Raw genomic sequence first — 16,640 nt, 5'->3', positions numbered from 1 at the left:
ACTGCAAAATAACAAAGTGTAATTTTTAAAGTCAGTTAAATTGCATTGTGGCGTGCTAATGTTAGTTAATTAAAACACATTCACTCTATAATAATATTAAAGACCCCCTGATTGGAAAATAAATGAATTTAGAACAAATAAACGAAATCCTTTCTTTTGTTGTATTTAGTTACAACGATATACAACTCACAGTGGCAAAAATAATTCAGGTGCCGCTTATTTTATTTGCAATGTGGTTTGTGGTGACACACATTGGTAAGTTAATAAAAAGAACTTTACTCGCCAAAAAAATAAGCCAAGATGCTGTTCATTTATTTACGCGTATTTATTTTATTTTAAGTATCGCCATATTAGTTTTTACCTCGCTAGAAGTATTAAATATTCCATTGACGGCTTTTGCATTTGTATCGGGTGCTATTGCAATAGGTGTGGGGTTTGGTGCGCAAAATATAATTAATAACTTTATAAGCGGTTGGATATTAATGTGGGAGCGTCCTATTCGAATAGGTGACTTTTTAGAAGTAGGCAGTGCAAAAGGCGTCGTCGAAACTATTAATACACGTTCAACGCGGATTCGTCGAAATGATGGCGTACATATGTTGATCCCCAACAGCCAATTATTAGAAAACACCGTAACAAACTGGACGTTAATTGATGGGAATGCACGCTCGTCGGTAAGCGTAGGTGTTGCTTATGGATCGGATGTAGTTTTAGTTAAAAAACTCATCCAACAGGTGCTTGATGAGCATAAAGCGATTTTAAAAACACCAAAATCGGCAGTGCTATTTGACGACTTTGCCGATAGCTCATTAGTTTTTAACGCTGTTTTTTGGGTATGTGCTGAATCTGAAACCATGCTTAGAACCGTGCGCAGTGATATTCGCTTTAGTCTGTACGATGTATTTGAGCAAAATAATGTAGTGATTGCGTTCCCTCAACGAGACATTCACATAGATGGTGAAATAGCCTTAAAACGAACGTGATAAAGCATTGAGGAAAAAACCGGCTAGTGCTTTTTTTCACCTTAGCAAAAACTGTTCCTAAGTTAGGTTTTTTTAGTTAAAACGTTAAAACTGCTACTTTATTTGTAGTTTTATTGATAAGGACATATGTCCTTATATTTGGGTTTTTACATCTAAAAAGTAATAAAAAGTCGCTATCTTGTGGTTAAATGTTGCAAAAAAGTTTCAGAAATTGAAAAGTTTTATGCAGTAAATTTATTACACAGTGGTATAATCTCTTACGTTCGTTCAGCCTTATTATTTCGTTTTTGTACTCTCGATAATGAGGTCCGCGCGCATATAGCCAAGTCGCGAAAAATTGTACGAGCCCGCAATGAATACATTGCGCAACACAAAAAACCGTTGAACAAGAGTGCATACAAAAGGTTAAAACCCGACATGAAAGCAATTAAAAAATCTGCAATAGCGACAATCATTAATGCCGCACTATTATCTGCTGCTGGCACTTCTGTTTCTTCATTTGCTGCTGAAGAAGAAACGGCTAAAAAAAATAACCAATTAGAAGTTATTCAAGTTACTGCGCGTAAACGTGTAGAAAATGCTCAAGAGGTTCCTGTAGCTGTATCTGCACTGCAAGGTGATAACCTTGATGCATACAGCTCGGCAGGCATGGATATTCGTTTTATGAACGCAAAAATTCCAAGCTTGTCTATCGAATCTTCATTTGGCCGTTCTTTCCCACGTTTTTACGTACGTGGTTTAGGTAACACAGATTTCGATTTAAATGCGTCTCAACCTGTATCGTTAGTAGTTGATGAAGTTGTTCAAGAAAATGCGATTTTAAAAGGCTTTCCTGTATTTGATGTTGAACGCGTAGAAGTATTACGTGGTCCGCAAGGTACTTTATTTGGCCGTAATACGCCTGCAGGCCTTGTTAAATTTGACTCAGTTAAACCTAGCCAAGAGTTTGACGGTTACGGTGCGGTTTCATACGGTAGCCGTGGCGCTGTAGATACTGAAGGTGCTGTAGGTGGTGCGTTAACAGATCGTTTATCTGCTCGCGTTTCATTATTATGGCAAGATAAAGATGATTACATTGATAACCAAGCACCTGGTTTTGAAGCTAAAGATCAACAGGGCGGTTATACTGAAAAAGCAGCACGTATTCAGTTTTTATACGAAGGCGATGATTTTTCTGCATTATTAAACTATCACACACGTGATTTAGATGGTTCACCTATCGCGTTCCGTGCAAATGTTATTGAGTCTGGTTCTAACGAATTAGTCGATAACTACGAGCACGATGTTGTATACCAAGATGCCGGTGCTCGTTCTACTCAACAAGTAGAATCTGAGGGTATGAGCCTAAGACTTGAATGGGATCTTGAAAACCACACTGTAACGTCTATCTCTGCATGGGAAAGCGCTGAAATATACTCTCGTGGTGATATTGACGGTGGTTACGGTGCTGTATTCCTTCCTGATTACATGGGGCCTGGCTTTATTCCTTTCCCTTCAGAAAGTGCCGACGGTATTCCTGAGCAAGATCAAATTACTCAAGAGCTTCGTTTATCAAGTAACTTTGATGGCGACTTAAACTATCAAGTAGGTGTTTTTTACTTTGACGAAGAGCTAACAATTGAAAACTTTAGCTATGACACGTTTTCATCACCGGCCGGCGCTTTAAATGGGTATGTTAAACAGCAACAAGATACAACTGCTTGGGCAGTATTCGGCTCTGTTGATTATGTAGTATCTGATGATTTAAAAATAACAGCGGGCCTTCGTTACTCTGATGATGAAAAAGACTTCTCTGCAGATCGTACACTTAGCCCTGTTGGCGGTGGTGCTTTATTTATCGAGCAAGATGTTAGCGATAGCCACGTGAGCTGGGATTTATCTGCAAACTACAAAGTAAACGAAGATGTAAACTGGTACAGCCGTGTAGCTAACACATTCCGTGCACCAAGCTTACAAGGTCGTATTTTGTTTGGTGATGAAGTAACAACCGCTGATTCTGAAACAGTGACTTCATTCGAAACAGGTATTAAATCAGATGTGCTAGACGGACAAGGTCGCGTAAACGCAACTGTGTTCTACTACACAATGAGCGATCAGCAATTGACCGCTGTAGGTGGTGGTGCAAACTTTAACCGCTTAATCAATGCAGATAAAACCACGGGCTACGGTTTTGAGTTAGACACTGAGTGGGTATTAAGTGATGAGCTTAATGCAACATTTAACTTAAGCTATAACAAAACTGAGCTTAAAGATAATGACCTAGCTGTAGCTGTGTGTGGCCAGTGTACTGTGACAGATCCAACTTTCCAAGTTGCAGGTCCTTTTGGTCCAGAAGCTCGTGCAATTTTAGACGGTAACAGCTTACCGCATGCACCAGAGTGGATCTCTAACTTTACGCTTCGTTACACTAAAGAGCTTGAAGATGGTGATTTCTTTGCAAACGGTGATATTTCTTACCGCAGCAAAATTAACATGTTCTTATATGAATCTGTAGAGTTTGAAGGCAAGCCTTTAACTGAAGTTGGTCTTCGTGCAGGTTACAGATGGGCAGAAGGTGACTACGAATATGAAGTTGCTGGTTTTGTTCGTAACTTATTTGATGAGCAACAAGCAATAGGCGCTATCGACTTTAACAATAACACGGGTATTGTTAATGAAGAGCGTTATGTTGGTGCTGAATTTAAAGTTAAATTTTTCTAATTAATAGATTAGAAATTTACATTTAAAAGCCTGCCTTGTGCAGGCTTTTTATTTTGTGATCCCTTTTAGAGCTGTTAAAGTAGCGCATAATTGGTTTATTGATAGAGAAATATAATGGCTGGATTTTGGAATTACCGTGTGATTTTTTGTGAAGCAACAAAAGATGAAGCGGCGCAATATCAAATACACGAAGTAGAATATAACCTAAATGGTAAAGTAACTAACTGGTCAGAAACAGGCGCAGCACCGTTTGGTACAACCCTTGATGAGTTAAAAGATGACTCGGAGCGCTTAAAAACTGCTTTTGAAAAACCTGTGCTTAAGGTGGTTCGTAAAGCCCGTGGCTATGAGTTAGTTGATATTGAAACCGGTGAAGAAGCTTTTGGTGAGCCGCCGGCGGGTTTAACGCAGTAATAATGAAAAAACAAAAAAAGGTGCTCTAGCACCTTTTTTTAGCACTTTAATTTAAGGAGAGATCATGAGCTTACAGGCCGTTTTATTTGATATGGATGGCACGCTAGTCGATTCAGAAGCGATGCATTTTGTATGTTGGAGCACATTGTTAGCGCCATTTGAGGTAAGTTATTTAGAAGATGAATTTTGTCAGCGGTTTTCAGGGCGCCCTACATTAGAAGCGGCAATTGAAATTAAAAATGAGAATAATTTATCAGTCAGTGCTGAATTTTTAGCTGCTGAAAAATACCGATTATTTGGTGAATATGTAAAAACGAATTTACCGCCCCTTATGCCTTTTGTGGTGCAAACATTAAAAGCGGTTAAAAATAGCGGCTTAAAAATGGCACTTGTCACCGGTAGTGCAACAAGCGAAGCTATGCCAATTCTAAAAGGGTTAGGGTTTTATGAGCTGTTTGACACACTTGTTACTAAAGACGATGTAATTAATCCCAAGCCTGCAGGCGACCCGTATTTACTCGCTTTAAAGCAAATAAACGTAAAGCCAGAAAATGCGATAGCCGTAGAAGATACATTTACAGGCGTAAGCGCCGCAAATAATGCGAGTTTAAGGGTGGTTGCTATTGCTAATAGCCACACCAAAGATCATGACTTTAGCAAAGCGACCTATTGCATGGGTAACCTTGATGAGTTTTGGCAATGGGTGCAATCTCAACTATAGTGTAAGTCACTATTACCTAGCTTGGATGCGCTAATGATTGCTATAAAATGGATGTTATTTATTACGGTTATTTTGTTTAGCTGCTCGGCTTATACTTCTCAGCCTTCTGTATTATTAGCCAAAGTGTATGATGAAGAAAAGCACAATGATATTAGTGCGTATTTAGTCAGCGAAAAATTTGACGGTGTAAGAGCTATATGGACGGGCACACAGTTTGTTACTCGCAAAGGGAATATAATTAATGCACCACATTGGTTTACTGCATCCCTGCCCAATACGTGGTTAGATGGCGAGCTTTGGAGCAAACGAGAACACTTTGCTGCATTAAGCGGTATAGTAAGAACTAAAATCCCAAATAACAAAGACTGGCAAGCCGTCACTTACAAGATATTTGATATGCCAGATAAAACCTTAGCTTTTAGCGAGCGTTATAAAAATTATTCCCAACTTGTTACACACATTAATCAGCCCCATATCCAAGCCGTTAAACAGCGTCGATTTAAAAATAACAAACAGCTTTCTGACTATTTTAATAACATAACTGCGCAGGGTGCAGAAGGCGTTATGTTGCACTTAGCTGATGCAAAACACAAAGGTGGACGAAGTGGTGCTTTGTTAAAGTTAAAGCCTTACCTTGATGCTGAGGCGGTTGTCATTGCTCATTTGCCGGGTAAAGGGAAATACACGGGGATGCTTGGTGCGCTGCGCGTTAAGTCAGCCTCTGGGCAGCTATTTTCAATTGGTACAGGATTTACCGATGCACAACGTCAAAACCCACCGGCCATTGGTAGCACCGTTACCTATCGTTTTCATGGATTGACTAAAAATGGCCTTCCTCGCTTTGCTAGCTTTTTAAGAGTAAGGGAAAGCATATAGCAATTTAAAAGTGATCTTAAATATGCTAAATTGCGCGGCCTTTTTGGTAATGTGTGGTGGTATATGTTTGTAGGTTTTGATTACGGTAGTTCAAATTGTGCTATGGGTGTAATGGACAATAATAATGTTCAGTTAGTGCCTTTAGAGCAAGGCAAACATTACTTACCTTCTACACTTTATACGCATCACAGTGCTTTGGTGGTTGATTTTGTTGCTAAGCATTTGAAAGGAACCGCGCATGAACAAGATTTTAAATCTCAGCGCCAAGCCCTTTTAAACTCACTGCCTCGAATTAAATCAGACCTTGATTTACAACCTTCAGATGAGACCTTATTTATTGGTCGTGAAGCAATTAGTGAATACGTTCAATTTCCTGAAGAAGGATACTTTGTTAAGTCACCCAAATCGTTTTTTGGTGCAACCGGTTTAAAGCAAGGCCAAATTAACTTTTTTGAAGACATTGCAACGGCAATGATTTTAAAAATAAAACAACGCGCAGAGCAGTCTTTAGAAAAAGTACTTACTCAAACTGTTATTGGCCGCCCTGTAAACTTTCAGGCGGTAGGCGGTGAACAGTCGAACCAGCAAGCTGTGGGTATTTTAGAGCGAGCTGCAAAACGTGCTGGCTTTAAAGACGTTAATTTTTTATACGAACCGCTAGCAGCAGGTATCGATTACGAAAGTGATTTAACACACGATCAGAAAGTGTTGGTTATAGATATTGGTGGGGGGACCAGTGATTGTTCGTTTGTGCAAATGGGTCCAAGTTTTAGAGGAAATAGTCAGCGCGATAACGACTTTTTAGCTCACAGCGGTAAACGTGTTGGCGGAAACGATTTAGATATTGCATTGAGCTTTCATGGGTTAATGCCCTTATTAGGGCTTGGCAGTACATTTAAGTCTGGATTACCTTTGCCAAATCAGCCGTTTTGGCAGGCATGTAAAATTAACGATGTTAATTTGCAAAGCCAATTTTACAGTGAAAGTCAGGGGCGTGAACTTAATGCACAGTTGCGAGATGTAAGTGCACCAGACCTTTATAAACGCTTAATTCACTTACAACAAAATAAGCAAGGGCATCAACTTGTTCAACAAGGTGAAGCCGCAAAAATAGCCCTTTCGTCAACACATGACTTTAACTGTGACTTGCGCTTTTTAGATACCGAACTTAGTAAAAACTTATCTGTTCATGATTTATCGCTAGCTGTAGAAAGTAGTATTAGCCAAATAGTCACTTTGGCAAAACAAGCAATAAGCGATGCACAAACAACACCAGACGTTATTTATTTAACGGGGGGCAGTGCGCAGTCTCCACTAATCAAAGCAGCACTTAGCGAGCACTTAGGTAATATTAATATGGTTAATGGTGACCATTTTGGTAGCGTAACTGCTGGCCTGACTAAATGGGCCAGCATGCTTTATAAGTAACTTAAAAGGCTTATAGACTTATTTGTCGGGTTGCGAGGTATTTTTCGTAATCTGGCAAGGTACGCTCAAGCTCGTTTTCCATTAAAGGAGAGCTTAACAGCATATCAGCACTTACCTCGTTACACGCTACAGGAATATTCCACACTGCCGCTAAGCGTAGTAATGCTTTTACATCAGGGTCATGAGGCTGAGAAGCTAAAGGGTCCCAAAAAAATATTAAAACATGAATTTCATGCTCTGCTATTTTGGCGCCCAGTTGTTGGTCGCCACCCATTGGGCCACTTAAAAGCTGAACAACATCAAGCCCTGTACTTTTTTGAATTAAATGCCCCGTTGTACCTGTGCCGTATAAGGTGTGTTTGCTCAGTGTGTTTTTATGTTTGTCGCACCACAGCTTTAGTGCGGCTTTTTTGCCATCGTGAGCAACAAGGGCAATATTTTTCTTTGCAGGGAGAGATTGCGTTTTTTGTTCCATATTAATTCTTTTTATTTGTGCCTAAATGCTCATAGTTACACCAACTGTTAGCAAAATTTAGGAAAGTTATAATAGTAGATTAATAGCGAGAGCAATAAATATTATTCCCGTTACTCTATCAATCCAAAGTTGACTATTTGGATGCTGCCTAAAAAACTGTGCGATTTTGTCGCCAAAATAAATATACGTGCAGTCTATTGGAAAAGCAAAAATAGGGTATAGCAGGCCAAAAAATGCGAGCTGAAAAGTGGCTGATGATAAGCTCGGGTCTACAAACTGTGGAATAAATGCAATAAAAAATAAAGCGACCTTAGGGTTAAGTACTTCGGTCATCATGGCTTGAAACATAACATTAGACTTTTTAGCAGTGCTTACGTGTGGCTTATCTTCACTTTGAGTTGGGGTGGCAGTAGCTTTGTTTTTTAGCGTGCTTTTTATCATCATAAAGCCCAAATAACACAAATAAGCTGCACCGGCATATTGAACAGCACTATAGGCAGCGGGTGATGCTTTTAAAATAGCACTTAAGCCTATTACGGCAAAAAAGGTATGCACAACACCACCTAATGCAAAACCAAACGCACTTTGCATACCCGCAGTACGGCCATTTGCAAATGTTTGTGCCATTAAAAACGCATTCGAGGGGCCTGGGGCAACCGCCATTAAAAAACTAGCAACTAAAAAGGAGAAGAGAAAATCGGGATTAATCATTATCAGAATTGATTGTTAAATATGAGTGAGTTTATCAAGCAACTAGATAAATAAAAAGCGGGCTGTTGCCCGCTTTAGTAAGTTACGTTTTATTAAAAAGTAACGGTTGAGTTGTTAGAGCAAGCGCTTGTGCTTTGAGCTTCACATACTTGATAGGTATATGTGCCGCCACCTTTGGTAGATATTCTATCAGTGAAGCTATTAGTATTAGCTGTACTTGTCACCTTGCTTCCGTTGCGGTAAACATCAACTTGGCTTGTTGCTGCGCCAGCCCAATTAAGGTCAACATACTTGGTGCCTTTTGATTTATAACCTGAAGCAGAAAGCGTTATGTCACCTACAGGCTCTGGGTCGGTACCGCCGCCCCCATTACCATTACCTGCACAACCATTCGCAGTTAAATAGGCATCAGCATCGGCTGCTTTAACAATACCGTGTCCAAAGTAATCATCACGCCCTGTTGCGCCTTGATCTTGTGCAGTTGCTTTTAGAGCATCACGAATCTCTGTACCCGTACAGTCAGTATGATTTGACCATACAAGAGCAGCAATACCCGACACTGCAGGCGTTGCCATTGATGTACCACTCATGAATCCATAATCTGATGCGCCAATATCTATTGTAATCGTTGTGCTGCCAAGCAGTGTAGTGCGATCTTCAAATGCGGCACCCACAGCCGGAATTGTTGTATTGTTTGTATCGCCTAGTGCTGCGTAAAGCATACCAGCTTCGTTGTTAATGATAACAGCGCCTATTCCACCTGAGTTTTCACAGTTTGCTACTTTGTCATAAAAAGAAACGACACCACGGTCGATTAAACATACTTTCCCAGCAGCACCATTATCAATATTTTGTGCAGTTCCCATAAAGTACGCAGATGCTGATGCTTGACCAGTATTTTCCATTGCGGATGAAGCGTAGGGTGTGCCGTCAGCAGACATATTTGCTGCGGATGCCATGCCAGCAGGGTATGTTGAAAGCGTATCTACACCACCCGCAGTCACTTCAACACATACTGTTTCGTCAGTTGTAACACGTCTACCTTTACCTGATGAGCAGCTTGGAAATTGTGAAAAGTCAGCAATTTGATTATCTGCATCATTTGCGCCTACCATCATAACTGATGGATAGCCAGCTGGATATGAACGAACGTTATTGCCATCGTTACCTGCCGCTGCAACTACAAGGCCTCCAGCGTTAGTGAAATTAGCAAAAGCGTTTGACTCAGTACTATTTGAGCCACCACCACCTAAACTCATGCTGATAATATTTGCACCTGCCTGAGAACATAAGTTAGCAGCTTGTGCTAAGTCTGATGAATAACCCCAGCCAGATTCGTTAAACACTTTTATTATGTGCATAGCAACGCCTGGTGCCATGCCTACAACACCTAAGTTGTTATCTGCAGCACCTATAGTACCCGCCACATGAGTCCCGTGTGGTCCGCCATTATCGAACCAGTTACCTGTGCCGCTGTCATTATCGCCAGTGATATTTCCCCAAATGAAATCAGGGTTTGTGCTGTCTAAACCGGAGTCAATAACACATACTTTCATACCCGCATTCGCGTCAAATGTTACCTGATCAGCTTGAGATTGATAAACAGCATACGGTGTAATTTGTTGTTGCATTGCATTTCCGGCGTCATCATTGAATAATGATAAAGGAACACGTTTTTGGTCTTCTTCAATAAGTTTTATGTGAGGGTTATTTAGCAAACCTTTTAAGCTTGCTAAATCGTGACCAGTAAATTTAGCGGCAATAAACCCATTACCGTCAACTTTTATATCACCACCGAGTTTTTTAGTAAGTGCTTTTACTACACCTTTTTTGTTGTTATCGACTTGAATTATGAAACGTTCGTTTTGTGCACTTGCATTACCTGCAGTACATAGACCAGATAAAATTAATGCGAAGGCAAGTTTGTTTTTTTCATTTTTACATCCTAGAATTATTTTGTTAACCACCTGTTAACTTAATTTAACGATAGAGCAGTTGTACCTAGATTGCAACAGTGAATTGTTAATAAAAATGAAATAATTCTGATTGGGTAATTAATGTGCAGTGAAAGGGGTAAATAAAAATTACTTACCCATTAATGATGAATTTTTGTTGGGGGTTATGAAAACTGCGCTTTGCGAAACAATAAATAGCTAAAAGGGACCAATAATAAAAAGTGGACGCCAATTAATATAGGGGTCTGCAACTGTAAAAATTGAGTAATAAATACCAGCAAACTTGCACCACTCATTTGCATTGCACCAAGCAACGCTGAAGCTGTGCCCGCTTGTTTAGGAAACAAGCTTAATGCTCTACCTGCTGCAGAACCAAGAGTTAGCGCAAAACCAAATGCAGCCACAAACATGGGGATCATTAACGCCAAAGCTGATTTATATTGGCTAAACAGGAGCATAAGTAATCCCGAGCCAACCAATAGCAGTAACCCTATTTTTAAAGCGCGTTTGGGGTGGCGTTTGATGTACAGTGGCATAATAAAACTGGCAATAATGCTTAAAACGGCATTAAGTGAAAACCAAAATGTAAAATTAGCTACGCTTCCGCCAAGCTCAGTAATTATCCAGCCAGGTGCGAGGGTGACAAACACTAAAATAACAGACATAGTAACCATGCAAAGCAAGCTATTAAATAAAAATAGTGGCGTTGAAATAATAGGTATAAAGCGTCTTAAATCGAGAATATGCCCCTGATAAACGCTATCAGCTGGTCGTGTTTCTCTAAAAAAGAAAAACGTAACAATAAAGCCTACCAATGCAAACCCAGTTAAAAATAAGAAGTTCATTTCCCAGCCAAACTTAACAGTTAACCAAGCACCTAAAATGGGCGCTAACGCAGGAATAAAGCACACAATGCCATTTAAGTAAGTAATAATTTGGCCGCTACGTTCGCTACCAAATTTGTCTCTTACAATAGCGAAAGCGACAACAAATGTGGCGCATGCACCTAACCCTTGTAATGCTCGAGCAGAAAGTAATACTTCAAACGAAGGGGCACAGTAAGCAAGTAACGCAGAGCCTGCATATAAGCTAATACCCACTAATGCGACAGGCTTTCGGCCAAATCTATCTGCTAATGGCCCTGCAATTAATTGACCTAGTCCAACGGTTAACATAAAAATGGCAACAGTTTGCTGCACTTGTTGCTCAGTCACCAAAAATTGCTCTGCTATGGTAGGAAAAGCGGGCAGATAAATATCAATAGCCATAGGGCAAAAAATAACGAGCAACGCTAAGATAAGTAATAAAGTTAGATTAGGTTTTGCGGGCTGTGTATGCATTGAGTCTCCTTTTTCGCGTATTTTAGGGGGGCACTCGTAAAAAAGAAAGGGCTTTTGGCCTATGCATACGTCGTCATTCGTATTTTTTGTTAAACACATAATAAAAGCAGTAATTAAAACGGCTTTTTTAAACTGGTCTGATGTGTTAGCGTTAATAAAGTAACTGTAACTGGATAATAAAAATGGCAAATCAATCACCACTAGTTAAAACGTGGCATAGATTTAAAAACTTACCCTTTGGCAATTGGCTTTTTACTAAAGCTGTTTGTTTTAAAGCACCTTACTTTGGCTCAATGAAGCCCTATGTATTAGACCTGCGAGAAGGGCACTGTAGTGCTGTTGTTAAAAATCGTCGTAGTGTTCATAACCACATTGGAACCATTCATGCAATTGCGCAGTGTAATTTGGCTGAGTTATGTGCAGGGGTGATGGTTGACGCGACTGTACCGGTAAAAACCCATCGTTGGATACCCAAGGGAATGACCGTGCAATATTTGGCAAAGGTTGATACAGACGTTACGGCTATTGCTGAAATTGATTTACCACGCCAGTGGATTGATAAAGAAGATTTAGTAGTACCAGTAAAGCTTTATAATACCCGCAACGAACTCGTGTTCACTGCAGATATTACAATGTATATTACTGAGAAAAAATAGCCTACCGCTCGCTTTTATCCGTGGCTTGTTTATTTACAAACGACAAGCCGCTGTCATCTTCTTCAATCAGTGTTTTAACTTCTTTTTCAGTTGGTTCAGCAGTTAACTCTACTGTCTCTTTTTCAGTGCGTTGCTTTAAGTTGCCTTCAATTATAGCGCCAGCATCTATACTCAATGAATCATGAAATACGTCGCCATGAACGTGAGCACCACTTTGTATTTTTACTTCGCTTGCATTGATAGAACCAATAACAGTGCCTTTAACAACAATGCCTACTGCTTCAACAATTCCTTCAACTACACCGGAGGAGCCTATAACCAATTGCTCGGCTTTTATGTCGCCATCTATGCGACCATCAAGTTGAACCTCACCTTGGCTTATTAAAGTGCCAGTAAGGCGCACATCTTCAGAAATAATAGAGGGGGTATGATTAACCTTTCTTAGATTAGTACTTGTTGATTTTTTTCTACCGAACACGAGAAAGCGCCTTTGTTATTTTTAGAGGATTGACTTGTTCGCCATTAACCAATACTTCGTAGTGTAAATGAGTGCTAGTACTTCTACCAGTGCTCCCCATTAAACCAATTACATCGTGCTTGGCAATGTGCTGGCCTTTTTTTACTTTTATTTTATTTAAATGGCCAAAGCGAGTTACTAAGCCATTTTTGTGTTCAAGTTCAATAAAGTTACCATATCCGCCATTACGCCCTGCACGAAGAACCACAGCGTCGGCCGGAGCAAAAATTTCGGTTTTGTGCCAACCCGCTAAGTCTACGCCCTTGTGAAATGCTCGGCGATTATTCATTGGGTCTTTGCGTAAGCCAAAGCTACTTGAAATATAATATTTTGCAGCGGGTAAGGGCAGGGTGTTAGGTAATTCAGTTAATAAATTTTCTAGATTATTTAACGCGACTAACTTATCAACTATAGCCAAAAAATGACCGGGTATATTTGTTTCATCGAATACATCAAACGGGCCACCTTGAGCAATATGCAAAGAGTTAATTGCTAGGTGTTCTTCCAAAGCGGCATCAAGGCCTGCGCCTTTAAGCATCGCTAAAATAGCGTTATGTCGTTCGTTTATTTTTTTGTCTAGGTAATTAAAGCTTTGTTCGTATTGACCGTTTAAATGTGCCAAACGCGCCTCAAAACTAATAGGCTTACCTAAATTAACTTGCTTAGCATTTGGGTCTTCATCTACTAAAGGTTCATGAAATTCGTTTTTATTTTCGTTAATAGGTGACTCAAGCTCTTCACCTAACTGAATAACGTCTTGGCTAATTGAAGCAGGTAAAGATTCGATCATACTTTGAAGTAGCGCTTGTTTTTGTTCAAGAGTTACTAGCTGTTTGAGTTGCTGTTCGTGAAGACGTTGTTGCTCGCTAACTTTTTGTTCCCATAGTGCTTGTTTGTTAAGCTGATTTTTTTCTATGTCAGAGATATGGTTAGTTTGTGTATATACACGAAAGCTAGAAATGCTCACCCATACAAGTGTTGCTAAAATAAGCACTATTGCAAAAAGCTGTAACCAAGGCGCTAAAACAACATGCTTAACCTCGCCATTTTGACGAATAAGGAGTTGGCGAGCTGGAAAAAGTTTTTTGTAAGACTTTATAAATACTGACATGGCATATAAACACTGGCTACTAACCGGAATAATGTATCAATCTGAGCTTAAAAAGCCAGAAAAAAATTGTAACTGTTCAAAAATTAATAAAAAAGGGCTGCTTTTAAAAGCAGCCCTTTCATTTAAGTATGTTTGATTGAGATTATTTTGCGGCTAAAACCGTGCTTTCAACTGAACCAAAACCAATACGCGCAAAGCCTTCTTTTTCACACCAGCCGCGCATGATAACGTTATCGCCATCTTCTAAAAAGCTGCGTTGCTCGCCATTGCTTAGCGTTATTTTTTCTTTACCGCCACGAGAAAGTTCAAGTAAAGAACCCGCTTCTTCATGTGTTGGGCCAGATTGCGTACCCGAACCCAGCATGTCACCCGGCATAAAGTTACACCCGTTAACCGTATGGTGAGTGACCATTTGAGCTACAGTCCAGTAAGAGTGCTTAAAGCTAGAGGTAGATACGCGGGTAGGAGAGTGCCCTTCGCTACGCATTTTTTCGGTTTGAATTTTTACATCCATTTGAATATCAAATGCACCTTGCTCGCGATTAGCGGCAGACTCTAGATATTCCATAGGTTGAGGATCGTTTTCATCACGAGTCCAACTTGTTCTGTACGGTGCGAGTGCTTCTGTTGTAACAATCCAAGGAGACACTGTTGATGCAAAGTTTTTCGCTAAAAACGGACCTAATGGTTGGTATTCCCAAGCTTGTAAGTCGCGGGCAGACCAGTCGTTAAATACACAAAAACCAAATACATGGTTTTCTGCATTTTCGATTGCAATTGCATCGCCTAGCGCATTTCCTTTACCTAAGTAAATGCCAAGCTCTAGCTCGTAATCAAGGCGTTTACATGGGCCGAATGAGGGCACATCTGCATCGGGTGCTTTAGTTTGTCCTTTAGGACGGTGAAATGTTTGCCCAGACACATCAATAGATGAAGAACGGCCATGGTAACCAATCGGTACCCATTTATAGTTTGGCAATAGTGGGTTATCAGGGCGAAATAAACTACCTACTGCCGTTGCATGATAAATAGAGGTGTAAAAGTCGGTGTAGTCACCAATACGACATGGTAATGAAAATTCAATATCAGCTTGCGATATTAATACGCTCGCAATATCTTTTTGACATTCAGCGCCTTCGCGTAATGCTTTTGAAAGGGCTAAACGAAGTGCTGACCAGTATTGCTGCCCTAAACCCATAAATGTATTTAGCGTTGACTCGCTCGCTGCATCGAGTGCTATTTTAGAGTCGCCTGTAAATATATTTAGCTCATTTAGTTTTGCAAGGTCGATAACCTGATCACCTATTGCAACACCACCACGAAATACTTCGTTAGTGCCTTTGCGACGAAACTCGGCAAATGGCAAGTTTTGAATAGGGAAGTCGCAATTGGCGACATTCGCTGACTCTACCCAGCTTGTTAAATTAATATCATGGGTTTCGTTAATTAGGCTCATTACATTTCCTTTGGTTTAACTGTATGGCAACAATGGAGTATTTATTTAAGCATACTTGCACTTTAAGCCATACATTTTAAATATTAAAACGACAAAAAGCAGCGAAGGTCGCTGCTTTTAATTTACTCAAAAAGATTATAAAACGCCGCGGCGCTCTTGATCGCGTTCAATTGATTCAAATAACGCTTGGAAATTACCCTCACCAAAACCGCCATCATCAACGCGTTGAATCATCTCTATAAAAATTGGGCCAAATAAGTTTTTAGAGAAAATTTGTAGTAGGTAACAATTTTCGCTTTGGCTATCAACCAGTATTTGGTGTTCGCGAATTTTGTCTTTGTCTTCTTTTACCCACGGCACACGGTCGAAAATGGTGTCGTAGTATTCAGGAATAATATCAAGCGTTGCAATAGTTGATTTATCTAGTTTGTCTAGCGAGCTAACTAAATCGTCAGTTAAAAATGCTAAATGTTGAACGCCTGGGCCATTGTATTCACCTAAGTATTCGTCAATTTGGTTGTTGTCGTTGCCTTTACCTTCATTGATTGGAATTGAGAAGGTGCCACATGGAGATTTAAGCGCATATGAAATTAGCGCCGTTTTTTGACCTTTAATGTCAAAGTAACGTACTTCTGTAAAACCAAACACATCTTTATAAAAGTTTGCCCATGTTTCCATTGTGCCTTTATAAACATTATTAGTTAGGTGATCGATACGCTTAAAGCCTTTGTCTTCAACAACCGTTTGCGTTGCTAAATCTTCAAAGTCACTTTCATAAATGGTGCCTTTATCGCCAAATTGGTCAATAAAGTAAATTAGGCTGTCGCCAATACCGTAAATTGCAGGGTAAGGAAGGTTTTTGTGTGTAGAGTCTGTTGCTGGTTTTGCACCGCGCTCTACAGCTGTTTCAAATGCTTTTTGTGCGTCTTCTACACGCCACCCCATTGAACAAATTGCTGGACCATGGCTTTTAGCAAATTCAGCAGAAAAACCTTCACGCTCGTTGTTCAGTAAAAAGTGAATGTCGTTTTGGTTGTAATAAACAATGTCTTTACCTTTAAACTTTTTAAGCTTTGAAAAGCCAAAGTCAGTAAATACTTTATCCATGTAATCTGCATCAGGTGTGGCGTATTCAGTAAACTCAATACCGACTAAACCTAAATAGTTAGTTACTTCACTCATTTTAATTACTCCCACAATTTAAGCACTGTGATTATTTGTTGTTGTGTTAATGCCAAGATAATTAACCAGAATTAGATTTAGGGGAAGAGCAGCCAGGTATTTAGTAATTGAGTGG

The 16,640-nt window shown here is 39.9% G+C and carries 15 protein-coding genes; 7 read left to right on the top strand and 8 right to left on the bottom strand.

The window, feature by feature from the left end; translation table 11 throughout:
* Positions 1-122: 122 nt before the first annotated feature.
* The 6 genes from MTP24_RS11660 to yegD all read left to right on the top strand — a co-directional run bounded on the left by MTP24_RS11660 (position 123) and on the right by yegD (position 7,122).
* Positions 123-983 carry a mechanosensitive ion channel domain-containing protein gene (locus MTP24_RS11660; RefSeq protein ID WP_006791430.1) on the top strand — a complete coding sequence of 287 codons (861 nt, stop codon included), beginning with the start codon at positions 123-125 and terminating at the stop codon, positions 981-983.
* A 417-nt stretch (positions 984-1,400) separates the two neighbouring features.
* Positions 1,401-3,683, top strand: coding sequence for a TonB-dependent receptor (locus tag MTP24_RS11655; RefSeq protein WP_243531316.1), 2,283 nt, complete (start codon positions 1,401-1,403; stop codon positions 3,681-3,683).
* A gap of 114 nt (positions 3,684-3,797) precedes the next feature.
* Positions 3,798-4,097 carry a hypothetical protein gene (locus MTP24_RS11650; RefSeq protein ID WP_006791428.1) on the top strand — a complete coding sequence of 100 codons (300 nt, stop codon included), beginning with the start codon at positions 3,798-3,800 and terminating at the stop codon, positions 4,095-4,097.
* A gap of 64 nt (positions 4,098-4,161) precedes the next feature.
* Positions 4,162-4,818 carry an HAD family phosphatase gene (locus MTP24_RS11645; RefSeq protein ID WP_243531313.1) on the top strand — a complete coding sequence of 219 codons (657 nt, stop codon included), beginning with the start codon at positions 4,162-4,164 and terminating at the stop codon, positions 4,816-4,818.
* 33 nt (positions 4,819-4,851) lie between these two features.
* Complete coding sequence (locus MTP24_RS11640; RefSeq protein WP_243531310.1) at positions 4,852-5,694, top strand: DNA ligase; 843 nt, start codon at positions 4,852-4,854, stop codon at positions 5,692-5,694.
* 63 nt (positions 5,695-5,757) lie between these two features.
* Complete coding sequence (gene yegD / locus MTP24_RS11635) at positions 5,758-7,122, top strand: molecular chaperone (protein WP_243531308.1); 1,365 nt, start codon at positions 5,758-5,760, stop codon at positions 7,120-7,122.
* A 10-nt stretch (positions 7,123-7,132) separates the two neighbouring features.
* Here the strand turns inward: yegD and MTP24_RS11630 are convergent, their stop codons facing one another.
* The 4 genes from MTP24_RS11630 to MTP24_RS11615 form a co-directional block, all read right to left on the bottom strand.
* Positions 7,133-7,597 carry a methylglyoxal synthase gene (locus MTP24_RS11630; protein ID WP_006791424.1) on the bottom strand — a complete coding sequence of 155 codons (465 nt, stop codon included), beginning with the start codon at positions 7,595-7,597 and terminating at the stop codon, positions 7,133-7,135.
* Positions 7,598-7,663: 66 nt separating this feature from the next.
* A complete protein-coding gene (locus MTP24_RS11625; protein WP_243531306.1) occupies positions 7,664-8,308 on the bottom strand; it encodes a LysE family translocator in 645 nt (214 codons plus the stop codon).
* Positions 8,309-8,400: 92 nt separating this feature from the next.
* Entirely contained in the window at positions 8,401-10,275 is a 1,875-nt protein-coding gene (locus MTP24_RS11620) for a S8 family serine peptidase (protein WP_243531304.1), read from the bottom strand.
* A 152-nt stretch (positions 10,276-10,427) separates the two neighbouring features.
* Positions 10,428-11,603: a multidrug effflux MFS transporter gene (locus tag MTP24_RS11615; RefSeq protein WP_243531301.1), complete on the bottom strand. Its 1,176-nt coding sequence runs from the start codon at positions 11,601-11,603 to the stop codon at positions 10,428-10,430.
* A 182-nt stretch (positions 11,604-11,785) separates the two neighbouring features.
* On the opposite strand from MTP24_RS11615, the gene MTP24_RS11610 reads away from it, so the two are divergent.
* A complete protein-coding gene (locus MTP24_RS11610; protein WP_243531299.1) occupies positions 11,786-12,259 on the top strand; it encodes a hotdog fold domain-containing protein in 474 nt (157 codons plus the stop codon).
* A 1-nt stretch (position 12,260) separates the two neighbouring features.
* Here MTP24_RS11610 and MTP24_RS11605 read toward each other — a convergent pair whose 3' ends face one another.
* The 4 genes from MTP24_RS11605 to hppD form a co-directional block, all read right to left on the bottom strand.
* Positions 12,261-12,737 (bottom strand): polymer-forming cytoskeletal protein, encoded by a 477-nt coding sequence (locus MTP24_RS11605; RefSeq protein WP_010557060.1) that lies wholly within the window; start codon positions 12,735-12,737, stop codon positions 12,261-12,263.
* Complete coding sequence (locus tag MTP24_RS11600) at positions 12,727-13,887, bottom strand: peptidoglycan DD-metalloendopeptidase family protein (RefSeq protein WP_243531297.1); 1,161 nt, start codon at positions 13,885-13,887, stop codon at positions 12,727-12,729. The genes MTP24_RS11605 and MTP24_RS11600 overlap by 11 nt, the downstream gene beginning before the upstream one ends.
* A gap of 142 nt (positions 13,888-14,029) precedes the next feature.
* Positions 14,030-15,343, bottom strand: a complete 1,314-nt coding sequence (gene fahA, locus MTP24_RS11595; protein WP_243531295.1) for a fumarylacetoacetase — start codon at positions 15,341-15,343, stop codon at positions 14,030-14,032.
* Between the two features lie 135 nt (positions 15,344-15,478).
* Positions 15,479-16,525 carry a 4-hydroxyphenylpyruvate dioxygenase gene (hppD, locus tag MTP24_RS11590; protein WP_006791414.1) on the bottom strand — a complete coding sequence of 349 codons (1,047 nt, stop codon included), beginning with the start codon at positions 16,523-16,525 and terminating at the stop codon, positions 15,479-15,481.
* Between the last annotated feature and the right edge of the window lie 115 nt (positions 16,526-16,640).

It is taken from the genome of Pseudoalteromonas sp. APM04 (genome assembly GCF_022809815.1).
Lineage (GTDB): Bacteria > Pseudomonadota > Gammaproteobacteria > Enterobacterales > Alteromonadaceae > Pseudoalteromonas > Pseudoalteromonas marina.
This window is presented reverse-complemented; position numbering and strand designations above follow the sequence as displayed.

Coding starts and splice junctions, on each gene's coding strand:
- MTP24_RS11660 (WP_006791430.1), top strand. CDS start 123: ATGAATTTAGAACAAATAAACGAAATCCTTTCTTTTGTTGTATTTAGT.
- MTP24_RS11645 (WP_243531313.1), top strand. CDS start 4,162: ATGAGCTTACAGGCCGTTTTATTTGATATGGATGGCACGCTAGTCGAT.
- fahA (WP_243531295.1), bottom strand. CDS start 15,343: ATGAGCCTAATTAACGAAACCCATGATATTAATTTAACAAGCTGGGTA.
- MTP24_RS11610 (WP_243531299.1), top strand. CDS start 11,786: ATGGCAAATCAATCACCACTAGTTAAAACGTGGCATAGATTTAAAAAC.
- MTP24_RS11615 (WP_243531301.1), bottom strand. CDS start 11,603: ATGCATACACAGCCCGCAAAACCTAATCTAACTTTATTACTTATCTTA.
- MTP24_RS11625 (WP_243531306.1), bottom strand. CDS start 8,308: ATGATTAATCCCGATTTTCTCTTCTCCTTTTTAGTTGCTAGTTTTTTA.
- yegD (WP_243531308.1), top strand. CDS start 5,758: ATGTTTGTAGGTTTTGATTACGGTAGTTCAAATTGTGCTATGGGTGTA.
- MTP24_RS11640 (WP_243531310.1), top strand. CDS start 4,852: ATGATTGCTATAAAATGGATGTTATTTATTACGGTTATTTTGTTTAGC.
- hppD (WP_006791414.1), bottom strand. CDS start 16,525: ATGAGTGAAGTAACTAACTATTTAGGTTTAGTCGGTATTGAGTTTACT.
- MTP24_RS11630 (WP_006791424.1), bottom strand. CDS start 7,597: ATGGAACAAAAAACGCAATCTCTCCCTGCAAAGAAAAATATTGCCCTT.
- MTP24_RS11650 (WP_006791428.1), top strand. CDS start 3,798: ATGGCTGGATTTTGGAATTACCGTGTGATTTTTTGTGAAGCAACAAAA.
- MTP24_RS11600 (WP_243531297.1), bottom strand. CDS start 13,887: ATGTCAGTATTTATAAAGTCTTACAAAAAACTTTTTCCAGCTCGCCAA.
- MTP24_RS11655 (WP_243531316.1), top strand. CDS start 1,401: ATGAAAGCAATTAAAAAATCTGCAATAGCGACAATCATTAATGCCGCA.